The organism is Mucilaginibacter sp. SG564, assembly GCF_013149275.1.
Taxonomy (GTDB): domain Bacteria; phylum Bacteroidota; class Bacteroidia; order Sphingobacteriales; family Sphingobacteriaceae; genus Mucilaginibacter.
In genome coordinates, this window is record NZ_JABGNA010000014.1 from 61,437 (window position 1) to 74,269 (window position 12,833).

The window sequence follows — 12,833 nt, forward strand, 5'->3', positions numbered from 1 at the left end:
ATATTTGAAATCATGATTATACAAGATGGCATCAAAATTTATCCACATTTAGACTGGGAGTCTAAAATTTGGCTTAGCGAAGGAACAATGATAGCAAAGGGTACAGCATCAAACGGGATACAATACCGCGACAATGCTTTTAAACCATTAAAACCCTGGAGAAGCGCTAACGAAACCGAGAGGGAAATACTACTGGCACAAGACGGCGAAGAAGAGCCTGACTTGAACAGCGTTATCAATATTGTTAAACTGCCCGATCATGTGATTGAAGAACTGAAAGAGTATAAATTTCAAAACATCAACAGCAAATTCAAATTCAAACATTATAAGGCGCTTTACGGCGAAAAGCTGGATCAAAGCATCATTGGCCTCAATACTTATCTGAAAACATTGTTGATCGAAGGCCAGCCGGTACCGCCGCCATCGTTCGCGTTTAACCAGCCCAACCTGGAAACGGTAACCGTTTACCTCAAATTTAACGCGCTGGGTGGTCTGCATATCGATAATTTCGATGGCTTCGATATAGGCCAAACCGAACACGCAGGCCGTAGAATGTGTATCAACCTGGGCGCCGAAGTAAGGCACTTACTCTTTATCAATCAGCCCATCAATACCATGATTGAGTGGATGAAAACCAAAAAAACGGTTGTAAAGGAATATTCACAATGGAATTTGTATAACGATTTTATGCGGTATTTTAGCGAGTACCCGGTGGTAAAGATCCCTATACAACCCTATGAAGCCTATATTGCTCCAACAGAAAACATGATACATGAAGGCTGCACCGAGGGTACTACTCATTACGATGTAAGCCTGTCATACCGGGGTGCATTTAAAAACACTTGTCTTAATCCTGTATTAAACAGCACGGTTTATTAATATCAGCCATGAAACAATTAGCGGTAGTACATCCCGAATTTGAAGTTGCAAACCCGGCCAGTAAATTTGCCGTGAACTTTTTTGGCGAGCGCGTAAATTTTGTTCTGGATGATTGCTTTCCGGAAAAAGAAAACGTCGTACTGGGCGATCACGAAGTGCTGGTCAGGAAAAAGGGCTTTTCGCTCAACTACCGCGACCTCAATTTTATCATGAAAGCTTCACGGCACTTTATTAGTGATAACTGCAAAACAGCTTATTTACCCATAGGATCGGAGTTTGTGGGCGAGGTGGAACAAACCGGTCGTCTGGTTACCGGCCTGCAAAAAGGCGACAGGGTAATACCCAACTGGAATTACGAAGAAATACGCAAGCTTAAAACACGTAAACCAGGTTTAACAGCCGGCGTAGCCAGTAACTCTACCTCTAAAGAAAAAGAAATACTGCACTACCGGAAGCTTTATAAAATACCCGAAACCTTTCCGTTGGAGGTTGCCGCAGGATTTTCTATTGGTGCGCAAACCGGCATGAGCATGCTGCGTAAGGCAAAGCTCAACAGCAAATCAACACTACTGGTTACAGGTGGCTCGTCAAACACTTCGTTGTTTGTACTAAAAATGCTCCCCAACTTTAAGTATAAGCATGTTTATGTGCTAACCTCCTCTGAGCAAAAGGCACGCGAGCTGGAAAAACTGAATATTAAAAATGCCACTATACTGGTAAATACCAAATCAAAGGACGAGGACATCGACCTGTCGATCGTAAAGATCCTGAATAATAACGTTGATGCCATTATTGATCCGTTCTGTAATATATACCTTAAAAAATTGTATTACCTGCTTCGGTTCAACGGCAGATATGTGACCTGCGGAATCGAGAATAACACTTTATACAATACGCCCGATATAGATACCGAAACCATGCAATTACCCGAAAACCTGTTGGTTCATTTCATCATGAACAACATTAGTTTTACCGGGAACTGCCTGGGTACAACCCGTGATCTGGGCAAAGCTGTCGATCTTTATCTTGATGATAAGCTGAGTTTGAGCAATTACCAAAGCCTGTCCTACAAAAATGGCTCTGAGTTTTTAGAGATGTCATATAACGACGCCAACAGATTAGGTAAGGTAGTATGTATGTACGAGTAAGTAAACAAAATTAATATATTGATCATGAGCTTTAACGTTTTTCACAGCTCCCCGGTGCAGGGTCTTTCGGTTATTGAACCCAGGTTTTCATTAACACATAAAAGGCTATGGGTTTATGCTACCAAGTCGCCCATCATGTCGGCGCCATTTTTGAGCAATCTGGGTGGCGATTTAACCTGCTATGTGGGTAAAGAAATCGTAGAGAACAGGTCATTTATTATGGAGCGCAACCCCGGGCTTTTTGATCAGCGGTATCTGAACAAAACAGGATCAATATATATGCTGCCGGGCCATACCTTTATTGAAAACCAAACCACCTGGAAAGAAGAGCTGGTAAGCGAAGTTGCCGTGCCTGTTTTAGATGAGTTTAGGGTTAATAATGTGAAAGATTTTCTTTTCCATTTAAAGGAATTGAACCTGTTAGACATCTATCTGATACCCGAAGATGGTTTACTATATGGCTAATCCTGATTTTGCTTATCAATGCGATTTTTTCTCATTAAGGCTCCCCATTTTTAGCTTACAAAAAATGGAGGAGTTTCGCATTGCCGAAGCAAATGGCCAGAAAGAAAATTTTCTCATCGATCTGCTTAATGAACCTGATTTCAAAGATGGTATTTTGCTGGCATCGCCTACCGTTTATCATGAATTTACCAAGCTGCAAAACGGAGAGTTAAACGCTAAAAAAAAAGAGAAGCTATTAAAAACCCTTTATAAATATTTTGTCAGGTGCTGCATCCGCCCACTGCCTTTCGGACTTTTTGCCGGCTACGCGGCAGGCACCATTACCCCTGAGCTTACCAGCACGGCCATTAATCCTGGTAAAAATTTAAGACAACTGCGTTTATCGGGCACCCCGGTTAAAATATTGCTAAAACTGATTGCGGATTTCCTGATCAAAAACGGATATCAGGAAAAGCCAGAAACCGAAAAGCAGCAAAACTCTTTAATATTTAATTATTACCCACTTCAAGGTTTTGAGGAGGATATTAAAGATGAATATACCCTGGGTCATTTGCAAAAGCAGTTATTCGCGGTATTCTTAAAATCAGCGGAGCCCTTTAACAAGTTGAACCATCTCATAGGCCAATATCCGGGAAACGAACAACTCACCTCATTTATAAAAGATATTTACGATCTGTTACACTCCGATAAACCTTTGATCCGGATCCATGAGCAGATCTCCGCGATGTTCAGTTCTTATGATCCGGATGCCGCCTCAACAGAATACCTGCAAGCCGATCTGTTTGTAAAAGATGCCGCAGATTTAAATATCCCCAGTAAAGTAACATCAACACTGCTAACAGAAATTGAGGAATTGAATGTTTTAGGACCAGCTTATGTTAATGACGATCTGCTCCATTTCAGCACAGAATTCACACATCATTATGGTGATGCCCAGATTCCGTTATTAACAGCGCTCGACCAGCAAAGCGGCATCATATACCCGTCCTCCAATTCCGAAAGCTGTACCTTTAATGGCTATATCTCGCCCTTAAGCCGGTCAGAAACCGTAGCAAGCCAAACTGATACTTTAAAAAACTTACGGGTCAAAAAATTCACCGAGGCGCTTACCCATAACCAAACAGCCATCGAAATTACTGCCGATGATATCCAAAGTTTTAAAAGCCATCAATCGGCAGCGGTTAAAAACTTTTACCTACAGGGCAACCTCATTGCCACTTCACCGGATGAGCTTGATGAGGGAGCATTCCAGTTTTTTATCAAGAAGCAGTCGGCTCCATCAGCTTTGGCATTGGTCAGTAAATCATGCTATGGTTTGCCCGGTTTACGCGATCGCCTTTCCGACTTTATCAACCAGGAAGATGCTTTAAGTGAGGATGCTATCCTGGCCGAAATAGTTTTTATTCCCGGCGATGTTATTGACAATTCCATCTACCGGCCCATACTCAGGCGGTTTACCATCGATGTTCAGTCCGGTACATTTGGCCAGTCCGGAGAAAATATTCATTTAACAGATCTGCTCATCTCGGTAAAAAACCAGGAGATCATTTTATATTCTAAAAAGTTAAACAAACGTATCATCCCGGTATTAACGTGTAATCATAATTTTTATAAAGGCCCGGCGGTTTACCGTTTCTTGAGCGAGCTGCAATATCAAAATCCTAAACAGGTATTTGCCTGGCATTGGGGCCATCTGTCAAACGAACCATTCCTGCCCCGCGTTAGCTACAAACACTTGATATTATCCAAGGCGCAGTGGCATATCAACCAGCAGGAGGTCAATTCGGTAATTGAGCAATTTGCCAATCCTGTTGATGCCCTGCATGAACTGCAGCAGAGATTCCGGTTTCCTTCGTTATTTACTATAGCCAATGATGACAGAGAAATGCTGATCGATATCCAATCGGGATTTTCCTGTTCCCTTTTCCTGGAGGCAGTAACCGAAGATGGAATTAACCTTATTGAATTTACGGGCGACCCTGCATCTACCTTATTTAAAAATCAAAAAGATAGCTTCCATCATGAGATGATCATCCCGGTATTGGATAAACGGAAAGTATTAACTAATCACGCTATAACTGATGATGAAAATAAAGTAGCCCAACAACATCCCGAATCTGATGAACACCTCCCGGAGCAAAAGGAATGGATATACTATAAAATTTATGGGCGGCCACTGGTGCTCCAACAATCACTCCAAACAATTTATTCTTTATTAAACCTCATGACCGATGAGGGTATTATTTCACAATGGTTTTTTATCAGGTATGATGACCCTTATTATCATCTGCGTTTAAGAATAAAAATGGCCTCATACGCCATGGCTAAATATGAAAGCGTTATTGCCGAACTGAAGAATGTATTACAAGCCCAAATAGAAAACCACCACATCTGGGCCATGGAGGAGGATACTTATATCCCCGAGGTTGAACGCTATGGGGTAAACACCATGGAATACAATGAACAATTGTTTTACCTCGACAGCCAGGCCGCCATGCAGCTGTTCAAAAGCGGCATTAAGGCATCAAACAACTGGCTCGTCGGTATACTCAACGTAGAAACCTTACTGAATGATTTTGATTTGGATATTGCCGGCAGAATTGAGTTGTTGTACCAAATGGAGACTGATTTCTTTAAACGCACGGGTGGTTCAAAACAACTCCAGGTTTCTTTTGATACTTTATACCGAACTCATAAAAAAGGCATTGAAAACCTGATCAATGATGATGACGAATCTTATCAGGCGGTTAAAGAAATATTTAAAACCCGGTCTGCACAAAACAAGCTTACACTTGCAGCACTTGAACAATCGGCTAAGGAATATCCCGGCGATAGTAAAAAACCTTCGCAAATAATGAATAGCATTATTCACATGGCACTTAACCGTTTCTTTTTAACCCAGCAAAACAGGAACGAGTTATTGATATATGCGTTGCTGCGCAGACACTATGTATCGCTCATTTGCAAGTTGCGTTACAATGCTAAGCAGCAATTGGATTACAGTATGTAAGGCCTGCAGATAACCTCAAATCTTATTATAGTATTTCATAAAATTATCGATCAGGAACTCCCAATGGGTTGAAGGACAAAACCCAGGTGATGTGGCTATAGTAACATCAACAATCTGCGACCGCACGCGGCTCAGTTCTTCGCAAATTTGCCTGATCTCCTCTTCCAGTTCAACATGGGTAATCATATTAACCGGGGCATCATTCCTGTGATTGCCATTGAATTGGTTCAAAAAGTAATCCAGGTCGATATGCAGAAAAGTAGGATCACCGTTGAGTTCTCCTATTAACGATCTCAGATCATTACCCCGGTAATAAAACCCTTTGGCCGGCTCATCATTTTTATCAGTAACCGTTATCGAAATACGATCCTTATCCAGGTATGGAAAATCATTAATATATGATTCTACCATATTTTGCCTGGTAGGTCCATCCGGCGAAAGCTCTTTCCGCAGGTGAAAAATATTTACCCTCTCCAGGAAAAAAATAAGCGGGGCAATAAATGATCCCAGATTAATGCTTCCTTCCCGTATAAAACCGGGTATACTTTCCGGATCATCGAAATTTATCTTCTTATCGTCCGTAACCTGAAAATATTCGCCCTGCTCTTTATATACCAAAGGCGGCATCAGATCGGTATGGTCATCCAGGTGAATGATATTGATCTTTTTTACATCCGGATTCGCTTTCAAATATCTTAGCCAAAACAAAAGCGACCAGGTGTCTTCAAAACACAGGTTATAGCCATCTTTAGCTTCATGAAAATCAGCCACATCTGATACCGACAGGTCTCTTGCCGAAAATCGGCCCAAATTAGCGGATAGGTTTTGATCAACCCCCAGGTAACTTAACCCAGGGCCTTGCAATTTAAATTCTCTGCCTTCCTGTGTCCATTTGCAGTTTGTAAAATAACGGTTTAACTGTTGCTCAAAAGTGGCCTCTAACATGGTCATTGATAATTGGATTTTATATATAGCATAAGCCGGTCTTGAACTATAAACTATATTATCTTCAAGATAATAATTTAGCAAGATATTACCATTTTATTTTATAATATTTATAGGTAATAAAATATCCGGCTCCTAAGCCAATTTAACTATTAACGATAAGCCTATTATGCCAGTGTCTCCGCACGAGTACCGCTTTAAAGAGTATGAAATAAAGCACGAGCAGGAAACTATCCGTTTCTATGTCCATACACCCGGGTTTTCTCCCGAAAAAACCACGTTTCTTTTTCTTCAAGGCTCTGGAGCGATACCCTTATGTATGGAGAATGACCAGGGGCATAGGCTAACCTTTTCGCTGCATACCAGGCCCGAGGTTATCCAAAATTTCAACTTCGTCATTATTTCAAAGGTCGGCTTTACTTTCAGCCGCCACCAGGATGCGGAGGTTCCGGGCGATTATCATCAAAAAACAAGCCTGGCTTACCGGGTTTTCCAGGCCGATGCGGTATTGCAGTATATGCAATCAAACCAATTAATTATCAATAAAAACATCCTGGTTTGCGGCCATTCCGAAGGATCGGATGTGGCCGCTAAACTGGCCACCGTCAATAAAAACATCAGCCATCTCGCGTTTTTAAGCGGCGGCGGGGCATCGCAATTTCTGGAGTACTTTCTTTACGTCCGCAAACGCATTACACGCGGGGAGTTATCATTTAAGGAAGGCCAGCAGGAGATCGACGCGCTCACCCGGCAGTTTAACGAGATCATGCAAAACCCGGCATCAACCACCAAATTCTGGCAGGGGCACACCTATCAGCGCTGGGCTACCTTTGCCGAACCGGCGCTAAAAAATCTATTACAGCTTAACATACCCATTTTTATGGCTATGGGCTCTATGGATCCAGTGGTGCACACCGAGACTTTCGATCTGATCATCAGCGAATTTCTGTTCAACAAAAAGCAAAATTTACACCATCAAATTTATGACGGGGCCGACCATGGCTTTAAAGAGCATAACGATACCGGTCCTGCCATTGATCACATACCTGCACTGGTAACCGACCTGACTAACTGGTTCAAACAAACCCTGTAACAATAACCCCGAACCAAACATGGCCGATTATAAATTTATCCCCGAACTTTTATTACGGGTGCCGCTGTTTAGTTTTGAACGTTATTCGTTGGATAAGATACAGGAGATAGCCAGCGACCCGCAATTTCAATATGCCATTTACCTGGCCAACCCGGTATTGCATCAGCTATTGCTCCATAAAAACTTTGACATCAGTTCTTTTAACGACAAGGAACTGTTAAGCATACAAAAGTATATCAATCGCGTATGTTTCAGGCCCACGCCTTTTGGCTGCTTTGCATCATCTATAGTTATTAATTGGGGTACCGATGATGAACTCCTTTTGAAGGATAAAACCCATGACCACCTTCAGCTGCTTTTAGATCAGGAGGTTGCCTTGCTGCTGGCCAAAAAACTACTTCAGGAGGTGCCCTATCCAAGACAATTATTTTTAAACCCAACTATCTATAGTTTTAAAAAAAGCTACAGATTTGTAAAAACCACCCGTCAGGAAGGGGTTTCGGCGCTATCCTTTACGCTTGATTCTATTAAGGCCAACAGGCATATTGATGGTATTGTTAACCTATTTAAAAAAGGTCCGCTGCCCGAAACTCAGCTATTATCTGTTATTGAAAACAATTGGGAGTTTAGCCAAACTGAAGCCACTGAGTTTTTGCATATGCTGCTGGCCAGCCAAATTTTAATAACACAGCTCGAACCCAATTTAGTTGGTGAAGATTATTTATACCGCCTGGTGAATACGCCACAGACAACACATAATCAGCTCTCCCTTCAATTACAGGGCTTATATAAAAAATTAAACACCGCAAAGCCGTTTGCGCAAAAACACCTCACAGAGCTTGATGATGAGATAAAACAATTGACAACCGGCAGTATAAAAAAAACCAATCTTAATTTTTATTCCAATCTGGGTCGAAAAAAACTAATAGGAAGCCTGAATATAAAGCACCAGCAACAAATTTCGGCGGCTATAGATGCCTTGAGGAGATTGGTTCCCTATACCCCGCCACAACAACTTAAAGATTTTATAACCGAATTTAAGGCCCGGTTCGACAGGCAAAAAATCCCCCTGCTTCTGGCTCTTGACCCTGATGCCGGCATAACCTACGGAAGTACTTCGGGAGCTGACAGAAGCCCCCTCCTTAACCAGGTTAAATTTAACCCGTCCGCCAAAAGTTCAACTGTTATGGAGTGGACTAAGGTTCACCAGTTACTGTTGCAGCTTTGGACAAACAACCCCAACCGAAGCACCTTTGAACCTATTGAACTAAATCCATCGCATTTAAGCGGTCTTGATATAGCCGCACCACCATTACCACCATCAATGATGGTAATGTTCAGGGAAACCGGCGATCATATCTTTATAGAAAATGCCGGTGGCTGTTCGGGTACGGCCATTATTGGTCGTTTTACCTTATTTAATGATGAAGTATTAGAATTAAGTAAACAGATAACCCAAATTGAGGAACGGGCAAACCCCGACGTGGTTTTTGCGGATATTGGCATACTCTCAGATACCCACACCGATAATATTAACCGGCGGTACCCGGTTTATGCTTATGAAATATCTGTCAATTCCGCCCCGGTTCAACCGATAGCTCACCAGATAGCCTTATCTGATCTTTTGGTATCTGTTGTAAACGACGAGGTTGTATTGCAATCCGTATCACTGCAAAAGATGGTACTGCCCAGGTTAACTTCGGCGTATAATTATGCGCATAATCATTTAAGCATTTTTAAATTTCTGTGCGATCTTCAATACCAGGGCACTCAGAATAATCTCAATTTCGATCTGGAACATTACTTTCCCGGTTTAAGGTTTTATCCAAGGGTAAGCATGGGCAACGTTATTTTGAGCGCCGCGAAGTGGTACCTGGCAACCGATGACATCAACTACCTAAACAAAGCAACGGAAAAAGAAGGCTTAAATAAAATACTGGAGATAAAACAACGGAACAATCTACCCGATCTGATCTGTTTAACCAGGGCCGATCAGCAACTTGTTTTTAATCTTACCCAAAAACAAGAAGTTTTGTTGTTATTAAACAGCATAGCGGGTGCCGAACAGGTTAAACTACAGGAATATTTTTTACCCAAGCAAGGCCAACCGAAAGTATCCATAACCGGGCAACCTATGGTTAGCCAGTTTATAACCTTTTTGTATCAAACCGATAATGTTTACCCGGTAAAATTTAGCCCCCAGCCTACGATAAGCAAAAAGATAAAAAGGGAATTTGCGCCAGGAAGTGAGTGGCTTTATTTTAAAATTTATTGTAGTCCGCAGGTAGCCGATCATTTACTATGTGATGAAATTTTACCTCTTATAACCACTATAGAAAAACGAGAGGTAAGCTCCTGGTTTTTTATCCGTTACCAGGAATCAGGGTATCATCTGCGGCTCCGGTTAAAGGTAAACCCTGCAGATGTTGGCCCGGTGATGATAAAATTAAATGATCAGCTAAATGCAAGTCTGCAAGCGCATGAGATTAAAAAGTTACAGACCGATACCTATGCCAGGGAAATAGAACGGTACGGCGCTGATATCATAGAGTTAATTGAAGATTTTTTTTGCGACAGCAGCAAACTTATCATTCATTTTATAAAGGCCCGGATGCCGTTTTATTCCCACCATAGCCTGGCTATCATTAATATGGATGAGTTACTGGCTTTGTTCATGCCATCCATAGTTGATCAAATATCATTTTTAGAATTAGTGTCTGACAGCTTTTATCAGGAATTTTCGGGTACCAAAGCCTTGAAAGTTGACCTGGATCTGAAATACCGGGAGTTAAAAAACGAAATTCAATCGCGGCTCCATGATCCTTATTGCTTTAAAACATTAAAGCTTGATAAACATCATCATGATTTTTTACAGCAGGCAAACCTGTTAGCTAAAAAAGCTGCCCGATTTGGTGCAGAACGGAAGATCGCGCTGCTTGCCGATATGATCCATATGCATTTTAACCGATTATTTACCGAGGATGAACGTGAACAGGAATATATTGTTTACCATTGTATGCTAAAGTATAAACTATCAGTAAAAGCACGATTTTAGAAAACCCGGCATTAACGTTTTTTCAAAATACTCAGATCAAGTTTCTTAAAAAACAGATCGCGGTAGGTGGCCCCTAACTGCAATAATTTTTTGTTGGTTAAAAAGATCTGGTTACCATTTATAAATTTGATCTTATTGGTGTTTACAATAAACGATTTATGGATACGGCTAAAGCTATTTTCGGGCAGGTGTAATTCTATATCTTTTAAGGTAATATAGGCTTTGTAGTCGGTATCGTTTAAGTATATGGTAATAAAATTATTGCTGGCTTCTATGTAAACAATGCTATCATGATCTATCTTGACTATTTTACCAAAATCACTTTTTATGTAAAAAAAGCCTTGTTCCGGTTCACCTGCTTTTGAACTGTCTTTTTCGGCCATGCTCCCCATTACTTTTTTAATACAGGTTAAAAACCTGGGATATGAAATTGGCTTAAGCAAAAAGTCGAGAGCATTTTTTTCAAAGGCCTCCACAGCATGATTGGCGTACCCGGTAACAAATATGATCTTGATCTGCGGATCAAGCAGGGTTGATAGCTCCAACCCGTTAAGCATGGGCATATCTATATCCAGAAAAAGGATGTCTGGCTTCTGGTTTCTCACAGCGGCCAAACCTTCCATCGGACTGTTAGCAGTTCCTAATAAAACCAGATCAGGTGTGTTAGCGATATAATCTTTGAGCAAATCAATGGCGTGCGATTCATCGTCAATTATAAAGCACTTTATCGTGTTCATGTAAATCAATATTTAAATCAAAGGTTAGGTGTAATATAAGATATATAATTGGTGAGTAAATCAAGGGGAGCGATTTATCATCAATTATACATCACTTTATTGTGTTCATGTAAGTTTATGTTTAAGTCAATCGAAAATATGCCATCCCTGTTGTTTATCGTTAAATCATATTGACGTTTATACTGGTTCTCCAACCGGCTTTTTACGTTCACAAGGCCCAATTTATTACTATGAGGGATTGCCTGTGTTTTCCCTATTTTATTGATGGTATAAAAGCTCAGGCTGCCATTATCCAGCCCTATGTAAATCTGTACCGGAAAATCGTGATCGGATAAATTAGCATATTTAAATATATTTTCAACAAAAGTTAACAGCACCAGCGGAATCACTTTAATACCTTCAAAATCGCCTTTTAATATCAGTTCAATACAAAGTTTATTATTAAATCTTATTTGATTTAGCTTGATGAGGTTTTCTATCGCTACTATTTCCTCTTTTAGACTAACGGTTTCATTACTCCCGGTTGATTTAAATGAGTAATGCGTTATTTCTGATAACAACATAATAACCTCTGCCGCTTCTTCCGAGGTTTTATATACCATATTGTAAATATAGTTTAGTGTATTAAATAACAAGTGCGGGTTAATTTGAGCCCTGAGCAAATTGTTATGCGTGGCCAACAGATCTTTTTCGAGCAGTATCTTCCTGCTTTCTGCTTTCATTCGCTCATTTTCGAGCTGCAGTATCCTTCGCTTATTATATACGCTGTATAAAGCAAACCAGTAACATGTGCTCAGGCCTATAAAATATATGGCCCGCCATATACTGGCTACAAAAAAAATATAGGGAATATGAATTGATCTTAAAACTTTAATGTGGAACCCATTTTCCAACATATAGTTGAGGCAATAATTAAGCGCTAAATAAACAACTATCTCTAAAGGGAGCAAGATCAGGAATGATACAAACCAGTTATGTTTCTTTTCAGAAAAATTTTTGAGCAGCACCATCGCGTTATAATAAAACAAAGCGATGTTAAGCGGATAATGCACAATCTGATCAATTAATGATAATCCGCCCGACGATAATATGATTAATACGGAGAGTTCATATATGATGAACGACCCCCAAAAAACCAAATGCCAAAAAACATGAATGCCATGGGTATTATTCACCATGCGTTTAAACTTGTTTACCATCCATTTAAAACTGTTTGCACAATAAATTTCATATTATTTAGAGTATGCTCTAATTTAAATAAAAAAAGAACCTATGAAAAAGTCCCATTCTTTAAAAACATTGATTGAAATCGAAACAGTTTTCAAATTCCAATCAGACCCGAAAGCCCTACATCTATTTCCAACCCAAACCTACACAGACACCTCATCAACGGCTACAATAACCTCTTTTCAAACTACAGGTTTTAAAAAGTTCCCTGCCGATTTAAGAATGTAGCTTTCTTAAATCATTGCCAGTTGATGAATTGGTTGAACCGTTAAAA

The 12,833-nt window shown here is 40.5% G+C and carries 10 protein-coding genes; 7 read left to right on the plus strand and 3 right to left on the minus strand.

The features are described from left to right. Positions 1-12: 12 nt before the first annotated feature. The 4 genes from FHW89_RS24920 (at position 13) to FHW89_RS24935 (ending at position 5,502) form a co-directional block, all read left to right on the plus strand. A complete protein-coding gene (locus FHW89_RS24920) occupies positions 13-879 on the plus strand; it encodes a hypothetical protein (protein WP_172337769.1) in 867 nt (288 codons plus the stop codon). 8 nt (positions 880-887) lie between these two features. Then, entirely contained in the window at positions 888-2,027 is a 1,140-nt protein-coding gene (locus FHW89_RS24925; RefSeq protein ID WP_172337770.1) for a medium chain dehydrogenase/reductase family protein, read from the plus strand. Between the two features lie 24 nt (positions 2,028-2,051). Then, positions 2,052-2,492, plus strand: coding sequence for a hypothetical protein (locus FHW89_RS24930; RefSeq protein ID WP_172337771.1), 441 nt, complete (start codon positions 2,052-2,054; stop codon positions 2,490-2,492). Positions 2,493-2,556: 64 nt separating this feature from the next. Then, the gene (locus FHW89_RS24935) at positions 2,557-5,502 is read left to right on the plus strand and encodes a lantibiotic dehydratase (protein ID WP_172337772.1); all 2,946 of its coding nucleotides are present in this window, start codon (positions 2,557-2,559) and stop codon (positions 5,500-5,502) included. A gap of 15 nt (positions 5,503-5,517) precedes the next feature. Here FHW89_RS24935 and FHW89_RS24940 read toward each other — a convergent pair whose 3' ends face one another. Then, entirely contained in the window at positions 5,518-6,453 is a 936-nt protein-coding gene (locus FHW89_RS24940; RefSeq protein ID WP_172337773.1) for a hypothetical protein, read from the minus strand. A 163-nt stretch (positions 6,454-6,616) separates the two neighbouring features. On the opposite strand from FHW89_RS24940, the gene FHW89_RS24945 reads away from it, so the two are divergent. Further along, entirely contained in the window at positions 6,617-7,540 is a 924-nt protein-coding gene (locus FHW89_RS24945) for a dienelactone hydrolase family protein (RefSeq protein WP_172337774.1), read from the plus strand. A 19-nt stretch (positions 7,541-7,559) separates the two neighbouring features. Then, the gene (locus tag FHW89_RS24950; protein WP_172337775.1) at positions 7,560-10,595 is read left to right on the plus strand and encodes a lantibiotic dehydratase; all 3,036 of its coding nucleotides are present in this window, start codon (positions 7,560-7,562) and stop codon (positions 10,593-10,595) included. 11 nt (positions 10,596-10,606) lie between these two features. Here the strand turns inward: FHW89_RS24950 and FHW89_RS24955 are convergent, their stop codons facing one another. Further along, positions 10,607-11,332, minus strand: coding sequence for a LytTR family DNA-binding domain-containing protein (locus FHW89_RS24955; protein WP_172337776.1), 726 nt, complete (start codon positions 11,330-11,332; stop codon positions 10,607-10,609). A gap of 80 nt (positions 11,333-11,412) precedes the next feature. After that, complete coding sequence (locus FHW89_RS24960) at positions 11,413-12,531, minus strand: sensor histidine kinase (RefSeq protein ID WP_172337777.1); 1,119 nt, start codon at positions 12,529-12,531, stop codon at positions 11,413-11,415. Positions 12,532-12,604: 73 nt separating this feature from the next. Here FHW89_RS24960 and FHW89_RS24965 point away from each other — a divergent pair, with 73 nt between their 5' ends. Further along, a complete protein-coding gene (locus FHW89_RS24965; protein ID WP_172337778.1) occupies positions 12,605-12,787 on the plus strand; it encodes a hypothetical protein in 183 nt (60 codons plus the stop codon). Positions 12,788-12,833: the final 46 nt, after the last annotated feature.

Coding starts and splice junctions, on each gene's coding strand:
- FHW89_RS24920 (WP_172337769.1), top strand. CDS start 13: ATGATTATACAAGATGGCATCAAAATTTATCCACATTTAGACTGGGAG.
- FHW89_RS24925 (WP_172337770.1), top strand. CDS start 888: ATGAAACAATTAGCGGTAGTACATCCCGAATTTGAAGTTGCAAACCCG.
- FHW89_RS24930 (WP_172337771.1), top strand. CDS start 2,052: ATGAGCTTTAACGTTTTTCACAGCTCCCCGGTGCAGGGTCTTTCGGTT.
- FHW89_RS24935 (WP_172337772.1), top strand. CDS start 2,557: ATGGAGGAGTTTCGCATTGCCGAAGCAAATGGCCAGAAAGAAAATTTT.
- FHW89_RS24940 (WP_172337773.1), bottom strand. CDS start 6,453: ATGACCATGTTAGAGGCCACTTTTGAGCAACAGTTAAACCGTTATTTT.
- FHW89_RS24945 (WP_172337774.1), top strand. CDS start 6,617: ATGCCAGTGTCTCCGCACGAGTACCGCTTTAAAGAGTATGAAATAAAG.
- FHW89_RS24950 (WP_172337775.1), top strand. CDS start 7,560: ATGGCCGATTATAAATTTATCCCCGAACTTTTATTACGGGTGCCGCTG.
- FHW89_RS24955 (WP_172337776.1), bottom strand. CDS start 11,332: ATGAACACGATAAAGTGCTTTATAATTGACGATGAATCGCACGCCATT.
- FHW89_RS24960 (WP_172337777.1), bottom strand. CDS start 12,531: ATGGTAAACAAGTTTAAACGCATGGTGAATAATACCCATGGCATTCAT.
- FHW89_RS24965 (WP_172337778.1), top strand. CDS start 12,605: ATGAAAAAGTCCCATTCTTTAAAAACATTGATTGAAATCGAAACAGTT.